A 16742-nucleotide genomic window follows, 5' to 3' on the forward strand; every position below is an offset into this window, starting at 1 on the left:
CACCGCCTGGAGTCGAACTCAACGACCAGACAACAACCGGTCCATCTCTTCCAGCGCCTCAACAAGGCGCTGGCCTGACTGCGCCCGCCCCCGGAAATGCTCTTCCGCCATGGGCGCAATGCCAGACACCGCGGGTAACGGTTGCCCCGCCTCCACCAGCGCCTTCATCTTCTGCAAGAAGACAAACTGCAGCCACTGGGTGAACTCCATAGTGTCGAGGCAAAACGGCTGGGTACTTTGGAATGCATGCTCCGGTGGTGGGCTCGCTTCCCAGACGTCCATCCGCCGGAGCTCAATCTCGATTCTCAACAGGCTATCGGTTACCTGATCCACTCGATTACTCATGGTCACCTGATCAGTCGGCCAAGGGCTCAAGTTCAACCGACTCTCCATGCAATACCCGGTACAGGTCTTCAAACTGGCGGGTCAAGGCGTGCTTGGGCGCCATGTGAATGAGCGGCTGCCGGCTTTGATGGGATTCTTTCATTTTTACCGAGCTGGATAGCCGCACCGGCAACACTGGCAACCCCTCCTCCGTGAGTTCTTTCACCAGCTGCTTGGGCAGGCTGGCACGCGGCTGGAACTGGTTGGCAATGATACCCTCCACCACCAACTCCTGATTGTGATCTTCCTGCAGCTCTTTGATTTCATGCAGAATGTTGTACAACGCCTGACGTGAGAAATCATCACAGTCGAAAGGAATCAAACACCGCTGAGCCGCAATCAAAGCCGAGCGGGTGTAGAAATTCAGGGCGGGCGCGGTATCGATGTAGATCTCATCGAAAGATTCGCTGAGCTTTTTCAGAAATTCACGGAGCTTGTAGATCTTGTGCTTGGCTTCGAGTTTGCGCTCCAGGAAGTCCAGCTCCGGGCTGGACGGCAGAACAAACAGATTATTGAAAGATGAGGCATGCACAAACTCATCCGGGCGGCGGGTGAACATACTGAAGGCAACGGTCTGCTCCAGAAGGTCCGCTGCGGTATCTTTCAGTTCAGACGCCGGCTTGCCCAGCAGATAGTGTGTTGAGTTGCCTTGCGGATCCAGATCCACCACCAGGGTGCGCTTGCCCCGGGCCGCGCTGATCGCCGCCAGGTTACAGGTGATGCTGGACTTACCCACACCGCCTTTCTGATTGAATACAACCCGTCTCATGTCGTCTCTCCAATGGCCTTTATCGTTATAAATCCGTCACTACCATCCCATTACCGACTTCACAAACGGAATGGTCAATCTCCGCTGGGCCTGCAGGGAGTTCTCATCCAGTGTGTCCAGAATCCCAAGCAGTTTACCAAGGCGGCGCGGAGCCCGGCGCATGATAAATCCGGCCACATCATCGCTCATCACCAGACCACGCTGCTCGGCCCTGGCCATCAAAATTCTTGACCGGTCTTCATCCCGGTAAACACCGAGCTGAACCAATAAGCCGTGTGCCAGCCGGGAACCAAGGTCAGCGAGACCAAACGGCAACGCCGCCGGCACCTCCGACAGGGTCACCATCAACAGCCCCTGGCGGTCCAGAATCCGGTTGTACAGATGGAAAACGGCCTCCTCCCAGTGAGCATCACCCGCGATCAAGTCAAGATCATCCAGGCAGACCACATCATGCCCTTCCAATCCCGCAAGCGCCTCCGGCCCAAACGGCATCAACTCACCGATACTGATGCACACAGCGCTCTGGCCCCGCTGCTCGGCAAAATGACAGACCGCTTGCAACAAATGGCTTTTGCCAGTGTCGGAGTCACCACAGATCACCACAACAGGTGCTCCGGCCGGCTGCGTGCAAACCGCCTCCAGCCGGAGCGCCGCATCTAGATTGCGATCGCCATGGAAGTTATCAAACCGGGCGTCGTCACGGAGCTTCACCCCGAGAACCATCTGTGACGTGGTCATGAGCGTTTGGCTCTCCAAGCGCGCGCACCCCAAATCAGAATGTAATGGCAGCCGCTGAATATGGCCGACAAGGCAACCAGCCATATACCAACGTCCATTACCCAGGGCTGCATTGGCAGGTCCGCCATCAGAATGATAATCGCCAACGCCACGAGAATCTGAATAAAGGTATTGATCTTGCCCGGAATACTCGGCTCCATCTCAAAACGGCCAACACCATAGTGATACATCAATGCACCGCCGACAATGACCAGATCGCGGCCAAGTACCAGTGCGAAGAGCCAAAGCGGAATAATTCCGGTGATGGTCAGCATCAGGTAAGCGGTGATCAGCAATGCCTTATCAGCCAGCGGATCGGCAATGGCTCCGAGCCGGGAACGCCAATTAAACTGCCGCGCCAGAAAGCCGTCCAAAGCATCAGTTGCGGCAGCAAGAAAGAAAATCAACAGCGACTGGCGATAATTCCCCTCCAGCAATGCCCACGCGAACGGAATAATGAGCAGTATCCGCAGGAATGTCAGGGCATTGGGAATCCATCGCCAACGCTGCAAAGTCACGCGCAGACCTCCGCCGTCGCCTAGCTGCCGCCACCACGGACAACCGGAGCCGGCTGCCAGCGATAGTAAAGCACCTGGTACAGGGATTCGAACGCCTGCTCGGCATCCTGTTCGTCGCCGTCATCGAGTGGCTGGTAAACGAACATGGCACCCTCCGGGTACTGGTCGCCGGCCTCGCCCGGTTCCTCAGCACCGTTCGGTTCGGCAACTGGCGCTACTGAGGTCGCACTACGCGGTGCAGGTGCAGTTTCCTCTGGCTGCCCCTCCATGACCACAAAGCGGGGATCAAGCGCAATGTACTCTTTCAGCTGGTCCAGTTCGCCTGTAAAGGTCACCTGAACGGTCATACGCTCGTTACGCACTCGGGAGGCACCGACAGACACCACTGGCGTAAAGCTGTTCAGCGCTTTTCCGACATTGCCGTAGTCGGCCAGGGAATTCACCCCCTCCAGAACGATATCCACACGCGGAGCCTCACCTACCTCGCCGGCAGCAACCGCGTAGCGGCTGGCATATGCATCGGCCCAGCGACCAACAGCACGCCGAGCGAGTTCTTCCGGGTCTGCCGCGGTCACCGACTGTTCAGAAGCATCCATGCTCATACCGTCGAAGACCCAGCCTGCGCGCCATTGGCCACCAGAGCGACTAACACGCATCAATGCCAGGGCATCATGAGACAGATCCGACGATGCTTCCTTAATGCGGCCCACAAACTGGCCCCAGAGATCCGACAGCAGCGCCCGGTCTCCCTGGACACTCTGCGGCGGGAAGGCCAGGGGCAAGCCGCGCTCTTCCGCTGCCGCCTGGAATGCCCTGCGCCAATCCGCAACGGCGCTGTCACCCTGTGCGCCGTCATCCGCTGCTGCCGTCAGCAGCTTGCGTTCACCGCGGTCTTCAATCGCAGCCCAAACCAGTGTGAGCGGGCGATTGGCGCCCCAGACCGGGGCATTAATCGAAGCCAGGGCGCGATTGACGCCAACCGCCCCGAAGCTCATCTGCAACCGGGACTCGCCACGCTCACGACGTACCTGGTAGGACAGCAGCAGGGATTCTGCGTCTTTGAGCACATCGTCTACGCCCTCAAGTTGCAGTACGTCCCGCGTGCCCGAAACCCTGACCAAAACCCGCCGCAAACCCTCGGCATAACCTGTCTGAAGATCATTTGGGCCAGTACCGTCGACCGCCACCTCAATATTATACAATCCCGACACCGTGACTGCCGACGCAGTCCCGGCCAACAGCATTGACAATGCCCCGGCCATTACCAGCCACAGAGTCATTGCCCGGAAAGTCCGAACGTCATTTTTTTCCGTTCCAGTCATGTAACACCCTGCCGTTCCCATGATTGGCGCACAGGATACACCATCACCACATGCGAGAGTAGCAAGGCCCCGTTGCAGGTTGGCAATGATGTACCCTGAATATTTGCACGCATTGCCGAATTCCGGTTGGAGCGCCCGTGCGCACCTGTTAAAATCCGCCGCCTGACCCACAGGCCAACGGTTACATTTCCATGAGCGAACAGAAGCCTTCCCTCACCTATCGCGATGCCGGCGTTGATATCGACGCAGGTAACGATCTGGTCAACCGCATCAAGAACACGGCAGCCCGTACCCGCCGCCCCGAAGTCCTCGGCGGGCTTGGCGGCTTCGGCGCCATGGTTTCCATCCCGGCCGGTTACCGGGAGCCGGTACTGGTCTCGGGCACCGACGGCGTTGGCACCAAACTGCGCCTGGCCATGCAACTCGAAAAGCACGACAGCATCGGCATTGATCTGGTCGCCATGTGCGTGAATGATCTGATCGTAGGCGGCGCAGAGCCCCTGTTTTTCCTCGATTACTACGCTACCGGCAAGCTGAACGTGGATATTGCCGCCCAGGTCGTGGATGGCATCGGCAAGGGCTGCGAGTTGTCCGGATGTGCACTGGTGGGTGGCGAAACCGCCGAAATGCCCGGCATGTACGAAGGCGAAGACTATGACCTGGCCGGTTTCTGTGTGGGCATTGTGGAGCGCAGCGAAGTCATCGATGGTAGCCGCACCCAGCCGGGTGATGTGATGCTGGCCCTGGGCTCTTCCGGCCCTCATTCCAACGGCTACTCACTGATTCGCAAGATCATTGAAGTCAGCGGTGCCGACCTGAGCCAGCCCATGGGCGACAGCACCCTGGCTGACGCGCTGATGGCGCCCACCCGCATTTACGTGAAGAACATACTGCAACTGATTCGTGAAGTGGACGTGCGGGCCCTGTCTCACATCACCGGCGGTGGCCTGCCTGAAAATATCCCCAGAGTGCTGCCGGCTGGCACCGTTGCAGCCATCGACACCCAGAGCTGGGAACTGCCACCGGTATTCCAGTGGCTGCAAAACTCCGGCGGTGTCGCCAGTGAGGAAATGTACCGCACCTTTAACTGCGGTATTGGCATGATTGTCTGCGTTCCCGCCGACCAGAAAGAGCTGGCCATGGATGCCCTTAACGCCATGGGCGAGAAAGTATGGCAGGTAGGCGTCATTGAAGCGGCCGGCTCAGCCGATGATGAGCCTAAAGTGCGCTACGCACCGGGATTACTCACGGCATGAAGGCTGATCCCGCGCCACTCCCGACCATCCTGGTACTGGCCTCCGGCAGCGGCACCAACCTGCAGGCGTTGATTGACGCCTCGCGGAACAGGGACTTCCCGGGCGACATTGTGGCCGTAGGCTGCAACAAACCCGGTGCCTTTGCCCTGGAACGGGCAGCCCAGGCGAACATCAAAACCTTTGTGATCAATCACAAGGACTACGGCAGCCGTGAGGAATTCGACGGTGCCCTGATGGCCGAGATCCGCCGCCACAACCCGGATCTGATTGTGCTGGCAGGCTTCATGCGGATTCTGACCAAAGACTTTGTTCGGGCCTTCCGCGGCAAGATGCTGAACATTCACCCATCCCTGCTGCCAGCTTATACCGGCCTGAACACGCACCAGAGGGTACTGGAGGCTGGCGACAGGGTGCATGGCGTGTCCATCCACTTCGTAACCGAAGAACTGGACGGCGGGCCGGTGATTGCCCAGGCCGAGGTAGCCGTGCTGGAAAACGATACGCCTGACTCACTGGCGGAGCGGGTTCAGCAACAGGAGCACGTGCTATACCCGATCGTGGTTCGCTGGTTCTGTGAAGGCCGGATTCAACTGGCGAGTGACGGCGTGCTCTTTGATGGCGCCCCCCTGTCACAACCCATGCGCTTACCCGCCAGCTGAACAGATTGTCATCCCCCTCGGGCTTTTGAAAAGCTACACTGTCGCAAACACCTACAGTGAAAGAGGCTCCGGATGAAGACACTCAGAGCATCCTCGCGCATCGTTACCTGGCTGGCCGGACTCTGGTTCGGCTTGGCCTCGTTAACGGTTGCCGCAGCCGATACTCAAGACACGACCCCAGCCCTCTTCCCCCACGAGGCCACCTACTCTGCGTCCATGTCAAAAGGCATCAGCCTCAGCGGTGCTGGTACGCGCACCCTGACCGATCAGGGCAATAATGTCTGGCTGTATCGCACACAGGTAAGGTCGTTTATTGCAGATATAGACGAATCGGTGGTCCTTCTCTGGGAAGATGACCGCGTGGTTCCGCTTCGCTACCGCTACAGCCTCAAAGGCCTGATGATTCGGAATCGGGAACAGTCCATAGATTTCGACTGGCAGACAGGTATTGCAACAGGGAAGTACCGGGGCAAATCCTTTGAACTGGAGCTCAAGGACGGGGCCCTGGACCCACTGGGCTTCCAGCTGCAGATGCACCAGGATCTGAAAGCCGGTGAACGGGACCTGACTTACAACATCATTGATAAAGGCCGTTATAACGAGGATCGTTTTGCGGTTGTTGACGACGACAGCACCATCAACACCAATGGCCAGACAACACAAACCCTGAAGGTGGAAAAGGTGCGAGGCGAGGACTCCAAGCGCCAGACGCTGATGTGGATAGATCCGAACCAGGGCCACCTGCTGCTCAGATTACTGCAGGTGGAGCCGGATGGCAGCGAATACGAGCTGAAGCTGAAAGACGCGACCATTCGGGACTGATTACCCCTCGGGCGGCTCCGGCCCTAGCGGCCGGTTTCCGCCCAGACCGCTTTTACCTCATCTGCGATAATCCTCAGCCCTTCTGCCACCTGTGCGTCGTCCTGAGAGTAGGTTACGCGCAGGCATTCGTGACGGTGGCGCCAGTCATCTTCCGGCAAGCCCGGGAAGAAATAGTGGCCAGACACCACCAGCACCCCTCTCTGCTTCAGCCGCTGATACAGCTCCAGGCTGGAAATCGGCAGATCAGGAAACCACAGCCACAGGAACATCGCGCCTTCTGGCTTATGGATGTACCAGCGGCAACTGTCCTCACCCATGGCGTCACGAAAAACCTCCACAGCCCGCTCCATCTTGGCTTTATAGAACGGACAAACCACATCACGGCTCAGTGACAGGATCTCACCGGACCGCACCAATGGCTCCGCCAGCATGGCACCAAAACTTCCGGTCGCCAGGTTCATGATGGCGTTGATGCCAGACAGCGCCTTGATGATCGGCTCCGCCGCGATCACGATACCCGTGCGAGCCGCCGGCAGACCCAGCTTGGACAAACTCAGGCAAAGAATGATCTGCTCGTTCCAGGTGGGCTGGGCGTCCACAAAAAGCAGGCTGGGGAACGGTGTGCCGTAGGCGCCGTCGACAATCAACGGAATATCGTGCTGCCGGGCCAAGCCTTCGAGCCTTGCCAGCTCTTCATCAGTGACCACATTGCCGGTCGGGTTGGTGGGCCGGGATACGCAGATAGCCCCGGTTTCACCGGTGACTTCCACGGCATCGAAATCGACCCTGTATTTGAACTCATGGGCGTCGGTGAAGGAAATGTCGGGCCTGACCGCCTGAAACAGACCGGGCTCGATACCAGCATCGGCATAGCCAATATATTCCGGCGCCAGGGGCAGCAGGATGTGTTTGCGCTGCCCATCGCCATAGTCGCCGCCAAACATATTGAACAGCATGAAGAACGCCGCCTGACTGCCATTGGTCAGCGCGATGTTCTCGGGCTTCAGCCCCCAGTTGTATTCCTTGTTCAGCAACTCCGCCAGCGAGGCGATAAACTGCTTCTCACCCTGGGGGGGATCATAAATCCCTACCAGCCGGCGCATCTGCCCCTCATCTGCCGCGATGCCCGCCAGAATTTCCTGCACCCGTTCCTGAATCTCGGGAATATGCCCGGGATTACCGCCTCCCATCATGATCATCCCCTCACCGGAGGCCATGGCGTTACCCAGGTCATCCATCAGGGAGGTGATACCGGCGTCGGCGGTGAACTTACGACCAAAAGCAGAGAGTTTCATGGCGCTTATCCGTTCAACAGGCAATTCAATAGGTAGCTGATAAGTGTAGCGTGAGCCGGAACGGCTCAGCTATCGAGGGAAATACCGAGATTGCTGACGCCGTCGTTGGCAGCATCCGCCTTGAGTTCGGCGATAAAGTCTTCCAGTGGCGTGCGCTGGCGCTTGAGCGCGAGTACGGTGTCACGCTGGAAGATTTTGTCTTCCTTGAGCAGCGGGTGCTGTTCAAAAAGGCGTACCAGCTGGTCTTCATCCAGCTCTTCACCCTCGGACATTTCGACGAAGTCCATAATGGTCCTGGTGGCCAGCTGGGATGCGTCAGTTGCCCGGTGTTTGTTGGGGTTCAGGCGGTTGAGCAGTGCCTGTTCCAGCAACTGGCAAAAGTCGAAGGCCGGGTACACACCGTAGGCGTCGTAGTCGTCAACGTTGGGGCTCAGGCTTTCGAGCTTGGTGAGCAGCTGGGGGATGGCCGCTTCGGTGGCCTCCTGCTGGAGCGTGTCCCAGGCAAGGTCAAGCAGCTGGCGCATTTTGCCACCGCTTTTCATGCCGACGGCATCAGCGAACAGGGCGTAGTTGGGAAAGGCCCGTTCGGCCAGGGCCAGCAGGAAGGCGCATTCGCGCCAGCCCTGCAGTTGTGAGACGGCTTTAAGAAACTGGTTGGCGTTCATGTCCTGGGCAGGGTCACGCCGGTCTGGCCAAGGTACTTGCCGCCGCGGTCTTTGTAGCTGGTTTCGCAGATTTCGTCGGATTCGAAGAACAGCATCTGGGCGACGCCTTCGTTGGCGTAGATTTTCGCTGGCAGGTTGGTGGTGTTGGAGAATTCCAGGGTGACCTGGCCTTCCCACTCCGGTTCCAGCGGGGTAACGTTCACGATGATGCCGCAGCGGGCGTAGGTGCTTTTGCCCAGGCAGATGGTGAGTACGCTTCTGGGGATGCGGAAGTATTCCACGGTGCGCGCCAGGGCGAAGCTGTTCGGCGGGATGATGCAGACGTCGCCGGTGTAGTTGACGAAGCTGTTTTCGTCGAAGTTCTTCGGGTCTACGGTGGCGCTGTGGACGTTGGTGAAGATTTTGAATTCGTTGCTGCAGCGTACGTCGTAGCCGTAGCTTGAGGTGCCGTAGGAGATGACTCGGCCTTTTTCGTTTTCGCGAACTTGCCCGGCTTCGAAGGGTTCGATCATGCCGTGCTGTTCGGACATCCGGCGGATCCACTTATCGGACTTGATGCTCATGGTGAATTCTCGTTTCCAGCTGGGAAAAATTGGGGCGTAGTTTACCTTGTACTTCGGTGACTGTCGAAGCCTCGGCGTTCGTGCTCGCTGTAGCCTGTGAGCTTGGAGTCAGAGGAAGTGAGGGGCGCTTTCCAAAAAACGCTACGAGCACATCCATGTGCGCTTCGCTCCGGCCATCCATGGCCTCCGAGATTTTTGGAAAGCGCCCCTCACTTCCTCTACGCAGACTGCTCAGGAATCGCCTTACGACGGGCCTGATTAATCAGACAGGCTTAGGGCAAGACTAACTGAACAGGCGGCTCAGTGTTCCGTGACAGAAACACTGGAGATAGTCCCACCAAGATTGCGCTCCCGGGTAGACAGCTCCGCCCCCACCCTTCTGGCGATATCCAGGTACCGTCTGGCCACTTCGGAATCCGGTTCAGCCGCGACGGTCGGGGCGCCGCTGTCGGTTTGTTCGCGGATGGTCATGTGCAGGGGGAGCTGGCCCAGGAGGGTGGTTTCGTATTCTTCTGCGATGCGTTCGCCGCCGCCGTGGCCGAAGAGGGGTTCTTCGTGGCCGCAGTTGGAGCATATGTGCACGCTCATGTTTTCGACCACGCCCAACACCGGGATGTCGACTTTGCGGAACATTTCGATGCCTTTTTTGCCGTCCAGCAGGGCGATGTCCTGGGGGGTGGTGACGATGACGGCGCCGGTGACCGGGACTTTCTGGGCCAGGGTGAGCTGGATGTCGCCGGTGCCGGGGGGCATGTCGATGATGAGGTAGTCGAGTTCATCCCACAGGGTTTGCTGGAGCAGCTGCATGACGGCGCCGCTGACCATGGGGCCGCGCCAGACCATGGGGGTTTTGTCGGTGGTGACGAAGGCCATGGAGTTGGCTTGCAGGCCGTGGGCCTGCATGGGGACGAAGTATTTGTTTTCTCGTACGTCCGGGCGTTTGCCTTCGGGTACGCCGAGCATCATGCCGATGCTGGGGCCGTAGATGTCGGCATCGAGGATGCCAACCCGGGCGCCTTCGGCCTGCAGGGCCAGGGCAAGGTTGACGGCGGTGGTGGATTTGCCGACGCCGCCTTTACCGGAGGCGACGGCGATGATGTTTTTTACGCCGGGTACGGCCGGGAGGTCTTTGTTGGTTTTGTAGCTGTGGATTTTCTGGGCTACGTGGACTTCGGCGCTTTCAACGCCATCCACAAATTCCAGGGCGTTGGCTACGATCTGTTTGAGGCCTCCAGCGATGCCTTTGGAGGGGTACGGCAGTTCCACCATCAGGGTGACCTTGCCGTTGTCGTCGACGGTCAGGTTTTTCACGGCACCCAGTGCGTACAGGTCCTTGTTGAGATAGGGGTCTCGGTATTCTTTGACGGCGGTTTCTAGGGCCTGTTGGGAAATCTGGGTCATCGGGGTCTCCGGAATAAGCTCATAAGCTTGAATGCAGGTGAAAAATGATGGCTTGGAAGGTATCATCTGTGCCCGTTTCTGACCATATGGGGTCTTTACCTGGAACAATCAATTGCGATTGTCGCCGGAACCCCGTTTTTGTCTTTCCAACCCGACTCAACATAAGGTTCGGACATCACCATGACGCAAGCGAGCAAGCAACAGCGCGATATCCTGGTTACCAGCGCCCTGCCCTACGCCAACGGGCCCATTCATCTGGGGCACCTGCTGGAATACATTCAGACCGATATCTGGGTGCGCTATCAGAATATGCGTGGCCACAACTGCTACTACGTTTGCGCCGACGATGCCCATGGCACCGCCATCATGTTGCGGGCCGAGCGTGAGGGGATTACCCCCGAGCAGCTGATTGACCGGATTCGTCAGGAGCACCAGGAAGACTTTGCCGGCTTCCATATCCGTTTCAACAACTACTATTCCACCCATTCGGAGGAGAACCAGTTTTTCTCCGAGTACATTTACCGCCAGATCCAGCAGAACGGGAATATCGCCACCCGCAATATCACCCAGTTCTATGATCCTGAAAAGCAGATGTTCCTGGCGGACCGTTTCATCAAGGGCACATGCCCCAAGTGCAAGGCGGAAGATCAGTACGGCGATAACTGCGAAGCCTGTGGCGCCACCTACACCCCTGCCGAGCTGATCAATCCGCGCTCTGCGGTGTCTGGTGCCACCCCGGTGGAAAAAGAATCCGAGCACTATTTCTTCAAGCTGCCGGAGTTCCACGATTTCCTGAGCAAGTGGACCCGCAGTGGTGCCCTGCAGCCGCAGGTGGCCAACAAGCTGGCCGAGTGGCTGGATGCGGGCCTTCAGGAGTGGGACATCAGCCGGGATGCGCCCTATTTCGGGTTCGAAATTCCGGACGCGCCCGGCAAGTATTTCTATGTCTGGCTGGACGCACCTATCGGTTACCTGGCCAGCTTCAAGAACCTGTGTAACCGCGAGGGCATTGATTTCGAGCATTTCTGGAAGAAGGATTCCACCGCCGAGGTGTACCACTTCATCGGCAAGGACATCATCAATTTCCACGCCCTGTTCTGGCCGTCGATGCTCCACGATGCCGGCTTCCGCACGCCAACGGCGGTCTGGGCCCATGGCTTTGTCACGGTCAACGGCAAGAAGATGTCCAAGTCCCGCGGCACCTTCATTATGGCCCGCACCTATCTGGACCATCTGGACCCGGAATACCTGCGCTATTACTTCGCCGCCAAGCTGACTGGCGGTGTGGATGATATGGACCTGAACCTGGAAGACTTTGCTGCCCGGGTGAACTCGGATCTGGTGGGCAAGGTGGTGAACATCGCCAGCCGCAGCGCCGGGTTCATCACCAAGCGCTTTGACGGCAAGCTGGGCAAGGTCACCGAACAGGACAAGCTGAAAGAGTTTATCGATGCGGGCGAACAGATCGCCGAGTTCTACGAAACCCGCGAGTTCGGCCGAGCGATGCGCCGGATCATGGAGTTGGCCGACATTGCCAACCAGTACGTGAACGACGAGCAGCCGTGGGTGATCGCCAAGCAGGAAGGCCAGGATGACAAGCTACAGGCCATCTGCACCAACGCCATCAACATGTTCCGCCTGCTGATCACCTACCTGGCACCGGTACTGCCCAAGATGGCCCAGGCCTCCGAGTCGTTCCTGAATGACCGGCTGAACTGGAATCGCCGCCATGAACTTCTGGAAGATCATGGTATCGACAAGTTCAAGCCGCTGATGAACCGGGTGGATATGGTTCAGATCGAGAAAATGCTGGATGCCTCTAAAGAAGAGCTGCCAGCGGCGCTGGGCGACACCAACAAACAACCTGCGCAGGATCTGGAGCCGGTTGCCGATGAAATTGAGTTCCCGGATTTCGCCAAAGTGGATCTTCGCGTGGCAAAGATTGTCAAAGCCGAACATGTGGAAGGCGCAGACAAGCTTCTTCGCCTGACTCTTGATGTGGGGCATGGCGAGCGCAATGTGTTTGCTGGTATCAAGTCAGCTTACAAACCGGAAGATCTGGAAGGCCGTATGACCGTGATGGTGGCCAACCTGAAACCCCGGAAGATGAAGTTCGGCATGTCCGAAGGCATGGTCCTGGCGGCAGGCCCCGGGGGTAAAGAGATTTTCATTCTGTCGCCCGATTCCGGTGCCACGCCCGGCATGCGGGTCATGTAAGCAGCAACAGGCAGAGACACTCCGATGACAGAGTATTTGCTGATACTGGTCAGTACCATTCTGGTGAACAACTTCGTACTGGTGCAGTTCCTGGGGCTATGTCCGTTCATGGGGGTTTCCGGCAAGCTGGAAACCGCCATGGGTATGTCCCTGGCCACCACGTTTGTGCTGACTCTTGCATCGGTGTGCAGTTACCTGGCTTACACCTATTTGCTGGAACCCCTTGATCTTGCGTTCCTGAGAACCATCACGTTTATCCTGGTGATTGCCGTGGTGGTTCAGTTCACCGAAATGGTGGTCCGCAAGACCAGTCCCCTGCTCTACCGCGTACTGGGCATTTTCCTGCCGCTGATCACTACCAACTGTGCGGTGCTTGGCGTGGCGCTGTTGAACATCAACAAGAACAACAACTTCGTTGAATCGGTTTTGTACGGCTTCGGCGCTGCTGCAGGCTTCTCGCTGGTGCTGGTGCTGTTTGCCGCCATGCGGGAGCGGATTGCCGTGTCGGATGTACCAGTGGCCTTCAGGGGGGCGTCTATCGGCTTGATCACCGCAGGCTTGATGGCGCTGGCATTCCTGGGTTTCACTGGCCTGGTTGCGGTCTGACGGAGCGGTTGATTTATGTGGACAAGTTTCCTGATTGCCGTTGTGGTACTGCTCGCCCTGGCCCTGGTGTTCGGCGGATTGCTGGGCTTTGCTTCGGAGCGTTTCAAGGTTGAAGGCAACCCCCTGGTCGAGCAGATAGATGCTCTGCTGCCTCAAACCCAATGCGGCCAATGCGGTTTCCCCGGCTGCCGCCCCTACGCCGAAGCCATTGCCAACGGTGATGCCATCAACAAATGCCCGCCAGGCGGTGAAACCACCATCAAGGCGCTGGCCGACCTGCTGGATGTGGAACCTCAGCCGCTGGACGCCGAACATGGTGTGGCTCAGGCCAAGCGGGTTGCGGTTATTCGCGAAGACGAATGCATTGGCTGCACCAAATGCATTCAGGCTTGCCCGGTGGACGCCATTCTTGGCTCCGCAAAACATATGCACACCGTTATTGAGAGCGAGTGCACAGGCTGTGACCTGTGTGTGGAGCCCTGCCCCGTGGACTGTATTGACATGGTCACCATTGAGCCAGACATCCGAAGCTGGACCTGGTCTCCTCCGGAACCAACCATTATTGCTACTGATCGCCAGGGAGCCCGTGCCTGATGACGCAACTATGGGATTTTTCCGGCGGCGTTCATCCGTCTGAAAACAAACACCAGTCCACCAGCCGCCCCATTCGCATGGCCGGCATACCCGAGCGGCTGGTACTTCCGTTACAACAGCACATCGGTGAGCCGGCTGAAGTCATTGTTGAGGTTGGCGAGCGTGTACTCAAAGGCCAGAAGATTGCCGATGTCACCACTGGCATGGGCGTGCCGGTGCATGCGTCTACATCTGGCGTTATTGAAGCCATCGAACTGCGACCGGTTCCGCACCCTTCTGGCATGTCTGACTTGTGCGTGGTGCTGAAACCCGATGGTGAAGACCAGTGGTGCCAGCTTGAGCCCATCGGCGATTATCACAAACTGGACCGGGAGACGGTACTGGACTTGATCCGGGAAGCGGGCATTGCCGGTATGGGCGGCGCCGGCTTCCCTACCGACATCAAACTGCGCCCGCCCCGAGACCGAAAAGTCGAAACCCTGATCCTCAATGGCGCTGAATGCGAGCCCTACATCACCGCCGACGATATGACCATGCGCGAACGCGCCACAGAGGTTGTCAATGGCTTGAAAGTGATGGCCTGGATTCTTCGGCCGTCCCGCTGTGTGGTCGGTATCGAAGACAACAAGCCGGAGGCCATTGCCGCCATGCGGGAAGCGGTTCAGGGCACCCAGATTGAGATTGCAGTGATTCCCACCAAGTATCCGTCCGGTGGGGAAAAGCAGCTGGTCCAGATTCTGACCGGCCTGGAAGTGCCCAGCGGAGGCATTCCTGCCGATATCGGGGTAATGTGCCAGAACGTCGGTACCGCAATGGCGGTGTCCCGGGCTGTTTTCGAAGGTAAGCCTCTGATCTCTCGTATTGTCACCGTCACTGGCAAGGCCATTCGGGAGCCGGGCAACTTCGAGATACTGGTGGGCACTCCGGTCAGTTACCTGTTGGAAAGTGGCGGCCTGCAGGAGGGCCAGCTGAACCGACTGGTGCTTGGCGGGCCCATGATGGGGTACACCCTCACGACAGACACCATACCGCTGGTTAAAACATCCAACTGCATCATTGCCGCCACCGTTGACGAGTTGCCCGCACCACCACCGGAACAGCCGTGTATCCGCTGCAGCCAGTGTGCCGAGGCGTGCCCGATGGAACTGCTGCCCCAGCAGCTGTTCTGGTACTCGAAGGCCTCCGAATTCGAGAAAGCGGAACACCTGAACCTGTTTGATTGTATCGAGTGTGGCGCCTGCTCCTACGTTTGCCCAAGCTCCATTCCACTGGTTCAGTACTACCGCTACGCCAAGGATGAGATCCGCAAGCAGCGTGCAGAGCAGCTGAAATCCGACCACGCCCGCGAGCGCTTTGAAGCCCGCCAGGCCCGGTTGGAGCGGGAACAGCAGGAGAAAGAACTGCGGCGCAAGGAACGGGCAAAGGCGGCCGCCGAAGCCCAGGCTCAGAAACAGGCCGAAGCGGAACAATCGGTTGCCGAGGGTGAAGCCACCGATGAGCGGGCGGCAAAGGCAGCACTGGTGCAACAGGCCCTGGAACGCAAGAAAGCCAAGGCTGCCCAGGCAGCAGAACCGGCGCCCGCTGCTGTTGAGCAGCCGGACATCGAAACGCTGGAAAAACAGCTGATGCAGGCCGAAACCAAACTCAGCACCATGCAAGGGATGCTGGATGAAGCCCGTGCCCAGCAGGCCGACAACGTGGAGAAGCTGGAACGGGCTGTGGCCAAGAATCACGACCGGGTGGAACGGGCCCGCGAGGCCCTGGCCGAGGCCCGGGGCCAGATGGCCGCCAACACCTCGGATGCGTCCTCCGAGTAACCCACTGCAGGCTTATCGTTTATGGCATTAGTTCAACAGTCATCACCCCATGCCCGAAATGCCCGGCCGACATCCCGGGTTATGCTCTGGGTTATTCTGGCGGCCATACCCGGCCTGATTGCCCAGACCCTGTTTTTCGGCTGGGGTAACCTGATCAATGTGGTCTGGTGTATCGCCCTGGCCCTGGCGTCGGAAGCGGCGATCCTGAAGCTGCGCGGCAAGCCCATTTCGTTTTTCCTTAAAGACAACACCGCAGCAGTAACGGGTCTGCTGCTCGGCTTGTCGCTGCCACAGTTTGCGCCCTGGTGGGTTTCCGCCATCGCGGTAATTTCCGCCATTGTCGTGGCTAAACAGCTCTACGGCGGGCTGGGTTCGAACCCATTCAATCCGGCCATGGTGGGCTATGCCCTGGCACTCATTTCCTTCCCGGTGGCAATGACCACCAATTGGGCCCAGGCGGCAACCTTATGGGGCGGCGCACCGGGTTTTGGTGAAACCCTGGCCACTATCTTCTCCGCCAGCCAGACCACCATCGATGCCTGGACCATGGCGACGCCACTGGACGAATACAAACACAAGATCACCACCCACACCGCCGCCGAGGTACTGCAGCACCCCACCTTTGGCGATCTGGTTGCCCGTGGCTGGGAATGGGTCAACCTGGCCTTTCTGGCCGGCGGCCTGTTACTGATCTGGCTCCGAATCATCACCTGGCATATACCCGTCGCTTTCCTGGCCGCCATCGTTGTGATGAGCCTGGCATTCGGCAGCAATGCCGATCTGTATGCACCGTTGCAGCTTCACTTACTGGCCGGCGGCACCATGTTGGGCGCGTTCTTTATCGCCACCGACCCGGTATCCGCCGCCACCAGTCATCAGGGCAAACTCATCTATGGCGCCGGCATTGGCGTGCTGGTTTATCTGATTCGAACCTGGGGCAATTACCCCGATGCAATAGCGTTCAGTGTGTTGCTGATGAATTTCGCGGTGCCGTTTATCGACCACTACACCCCGCCCAGAACCTACGGTCATCACAAGGCCAAGCGTGGCGTGCCCAGCAAGAGTGGAGGTTAAGCG

The 16742-nt window shown here is 58.4% G+C and carries 17 protein-coding genes; 8 read left to right on the forward strand and 9 right to left on the reverse strand.

Going from position 1 to position 16742, the window contains the following annotated elements; all coding sequences use genetic code 11:
* Window positions 1-18: 18 nt before the first annotated feature.
* The 5 genes from FIV08_RS11475 to FIV08_RS11495 are packed head-to-tail and all read right to left on the reverse strand — an operon-like array spanning window position 19 to window position 3728.
* The gene (locus tag FIV08_RS11475; RefSeq protein WP_152438395.1) at window positions 19-345 is read right to left on the reverse strand and encodes a YqcC family protein; all 327 of its coding nucleotides are present in this window, start codon (window positions 343-345) and stop codon (window positions 19-21) included.
* A gap of 10 nt (window positions 346-355) precedes the next feature.
* Window positions 356-1153, reverse strand: a complete 798-nt coding sequence (locus FIV08_RS11480; RefSeq protein WP_152438396.1) for a ParA family protein — start codon at window positions 1151-1153, stop codon at window positions 356-358.
* Window positions 1154-1192: 39 nt separating this feature from the next.
* The gene (hda, locus tag FIV08_RS11485; RefSeq protein ID WP_152438397.1) at window positions 1193-1891 is read right to left on the reverse strand and encodes a DnaA regulatory inactivator Hda; all 699 of its coding nucleotides are present in this window, start codon (window positions 1889-1891) and stop codon (window positions 1193-1195) included.
* Window positions 1888-2442, reverse strand: coding sequence for a CDP-alcohol phosphatidyltransferase family protein (locus FIV08_RS11490; protein ID WP_152439649.1), 555 nt, complete (start codon window positions 2440-2442; stop codon window positions 1888-1890). The genes hda and FIV08_RS11490 overlap by 4 nt, the downstream gene beginning before the upstream one ends.
* Before the next feature lie 26 nt (window positions 2443-2468).
* A complete protein-coding gene (locus FIV08_RS11495) occupies window positions 2469-3728 on the reverse strand; it encodes a DUF2066 domain-containing protein (RefSeq protein WP_152438398.1) in 1260 nt (419 codons plus the stop codon).
* 233 nt (window positions 3729-3961) lie between these two features.
* Between FIV08_RS11495 and purM the strand changes: the two genes are divergently transcribed.
* The 3 genes from purM to FIV08_RS11510 all read left to right on the forward strand — a co-directional run bounded on the left by purM (window position 3962) and on the right by FIV08_RS11510 (window position 6507).
* A complete protein-coding gene (purM, locus tag FIV08_RS11500) occupies window positions 3962-5026 on the forward strand; it encodes a phosphoribosylformylglycinamidine cyclo-ligase (RefSeq protein ID WP_072677039.1) in 1065 nt (354 codons plus the stop codon).
* A complete protein-coding gene (gene purN, locus FIV08_RS11505; protein ID WP_152438399.1) occupies window positions 5023-5685 on the forward strand; it encodes a phosphoribosylglycinamide formyltransferase in 663 nt (220 codons plus the stop codon). Before purM ends, purN begins: the two co-directional genes overlap by 4 nt.
* A 72-nt stretch (window positions 5686-5757) precedes the next feature.
* The gene (locus tag FIV08_RS11510) at window positions 5758-6507 is read left to right on the forward strand and encodes a DUF3108 domain-containing protein (protein WP_152438400.1); all 750 of its coding nucleotides are present in this window, start codon (window positions 5758-5760) and stop codon (window positions 6505-6507) included.
* A 23-nt stretch (window positions 6508-6530) separates the two neighbouring features.
* On the opposite strand, the gene FIV08_RS11515 is transcribed toward FIV08_RS11510, so the two are convergent.
* The 4 genes from FIV08_RS11515 to apbC form a co-directional block, all read right to left on the reverse strand.
* Window positions 6531-7802 (reverse strand): valine--pyruvate transaminase, encoded by a 1272-nt coding sequence (locus tag FIV08_RS11515; protein ID WP_152438401.1) that lies wholly within the window; start codon window positions 7800-7802, stop codon window positions 6531-6533.
* Between the two features lie 65 nt (window positions 7803-7867).
* Complete coding sequence (locus FIV08_RS11520) at window positions 7868-8467, reverse strand: YjaG family protein (protein WP_106693700.1); 600 nt, start codon at window positions 8465-8467, stop codon at window positions 7868-7870.
* The gene (gene dcd / locus FIV08_RS11525; protein WP_022990087.1) at window positions 8464-9030 is read right to left on the reverse strand and encodes a dCTP deaminase; all 567 of its coding nucleotides are present in this window, start codon (window positions 9028-9030) and stop codon (window positions 8464-8466) included. Before dcd ends, FIV08_RS11520 begins: the two co-directional genes overlap by 4 nt.
* 300 nt (window positions 9031-9330) lie before the next feature.
* Window positions 9331-10431, reverse strand: coding sequence for an iron-sulfur cluster carrier protein ApbC (apbC, locus tag FIV08_RS11530; protein ID WP_152438402.1), 1101 nt, complete (start codon window positions 10429-10431; stop codon window positions 9331-9333).
* Between the two features lie 180 nt (window positions 10432-10611).
* Here apbC and metG point away from each other — a divergent pair, with 180 nt between their 5' ends.
* The 5 genes from metG to rsxD are packed head-to-tail and all read left to right on the forward strand — an operon-like array spanning window position 10612 to window position 16739.
* Entirely contained in the window at window positions 10612-12648 is a 2037-nt protein-coding gene (gene metG / locus FIV08_RS11535; protein ID WP_152438403.1) for a methionine--tRNA ligase, read from the forward strand.
* Window positions 12649-12672: 24 nt separating this feature from the next.
* Window positions 12673-13254, forward strand: coding sequence for an electron transport complex subunit RsxA (gene rsxA, locus FIV08_RS11540; RefSeq protein ID WP_058090326.1), 582 nt, complete (start codon window positions 12673-12675; stop codon window positions 13252-13254).
* 15 nt (window positions 13255-13269) lie between these two features.
* Window positions 13270-13848 (forward strand): electron transport complex subunit RsxB, encoded by a 579-nt coding sequence (rsxB, locus tag FIV08_RS11545; RefSeq protein WP_061332676.1) that lies wholly within the window; start codon window positions 13270-13272, stop codon window positions 13846-13848.
* Window positions 13848-15665: an electron transport complex subunit RsxC gene (gene rsxC / locus FIV08_RS11550; protein ID WP_152438404.1), complete on the forward strand. Its 1818-nt coding sequence runs from the start codon at window positions 13848-13850 to the stop codon at window positions 15663-15665. The genes rsxB and rsxC overlap by 1 nt, the downstream gene beginning before the upstream one ends.
* Window positions 15666-15686: 21 nt before the next feature.
* Complete coding sequence (gene rsxD / locus FIV08_RS11555) at window positions 15687-16739, forward strand: electron transport complex subunit RsxD (RefSeq protein ID WP_152438405.1); 1053 nt, start codon at window positions 15687-15689, stop codon at window positions 16737-16739.
* The last annotated feature ends 3 nt before the right edge of the window (window positions 16740-16742 follow it).

This window comes from Marinobacter sp. THAF197a, from assembly GCF_009363275.1.
GTDB lineage: Bacteria > Pseudomonadota > Gammaproteobacteria > Pseudomonadales > Oleiphilaceae > Marinobacter.

What these genes read in the sequence shown, in the direction of transcription:
- FIV08_RS11480 (WP_152438396.1), bottom strand. Translation starts at nt 1,153, where the DNA reads ATGAGACGGGTTGTATTCAATCAGAAAGGCGGTGTGGGTAAGTCCAGC.
- rsxA (WP_058090326.1), top strand. Translation starts at nt 12,673, where the DNA reads ATGACAGAGTATTTGCTGATACTGGTCAGTACCATTCTGGTGAACAAC.
- rsxB (WP_061332676.1), top strand. Translation starts at nt 13,270, where the DNA reads ATGTGGACAAGTTTCCTGATTGCCGTTGTGGTACTGCTCGCCCTGGCC.
- apbC (WP_152438402.1), bottom strand. Translation starts at nt 10,431, where the DNA reads ATGACCCAGATTTCCCAACAGGCCCTAGAAACCGCCGTCAAAGAATAC.
- FIV08_RS11495 (WP_152438398.1), bottom strand. Translation starts at nt 3,728, where the DNA reads ATGACTCTGTGGCTGGTAATGGCCGGGGCATTGTCAATGCTGTTGGCC.
- FIV08_RS11475 (WP_152438395.1), bottom strand. Translation starts at nt 345, where the DNA reads ATGAGTAATCGAGTGGATCAGGTAACCGATAGCCTGTTGAGAATCGAG.
- rsxC (WP_152438404.1), top strand. Translation starts at nt 13,848, where the DNA reads ATGACGCAACTATGGGATTTTTCCGGCGGCGTTCATCCGTCTGAAAAC.
- FIV08_RS11520 (WP_106693700.1), bottom strand. Translation starts at nt 8,467, where the DNA reads ATGAACGCCAACCAGTTTCTTAAAGCCGTCTCACAACTGCAGGGCTGG.
- metG (WP_152438403.1), top strand. Translation starts at nt 10,612, where the DNA reads ATGACGCAAGCGAGCAAGCAACAGCGCGATATCCTGGTTACCAGCGCC.
- purN (WP_152438399.1), top strand. Translation starts at nt 5,023, where the DNA reads ATGAAGGCTGATCCCGCGCCACTCCCGACCATCCTGGTACTGGCCTCC.
- FIV08_RS11510 (WP_152438400.1), top strand. Translation starts at nt 5,758, where the DNA reads ATGAAGACACTCAGAGCATCCTCGCGCATCGTTACCTGGCTGGCCGGA.
- FIV08_RS11515 (WP_152438401.1), bottom strand. Translation starts at nt 7,802, where the DNA reads ATGAAACTCTCTGCTTTTGGTCGTAAGTTCACCGCCGACGCCGGTATC.
- purM (WP_072677039.1), top strand. Translation starts at nt 3,962, where the DNA reads ATGAGCGAACAGAAGCCTTCCCTCACCTATCGCGATGCCGGCGTTGAT.
- rsxD (WP_152438405.1), top strand. Translation starts at nt 15,687, where the DNA reads ATGGCATTAGTTCAACAGTCATCACCCCATGCCCGAAATGCCCGGCCG.
- dcd (WP_022990087.1), bottom strand. Translation starts at nt 9,030, where the DNA reads ATGAGCATCAAGTCCGATAAGTGGATCCGCCGGATGTCCGAACAGCAC.
- hda (WP_152438397.1), bottom strand. Translation starts at nt 1,891, where the DNA reads ATGACCACGTCACAGATGGTTCTCGGGGTGAAGCTCCGTGACGACGCC.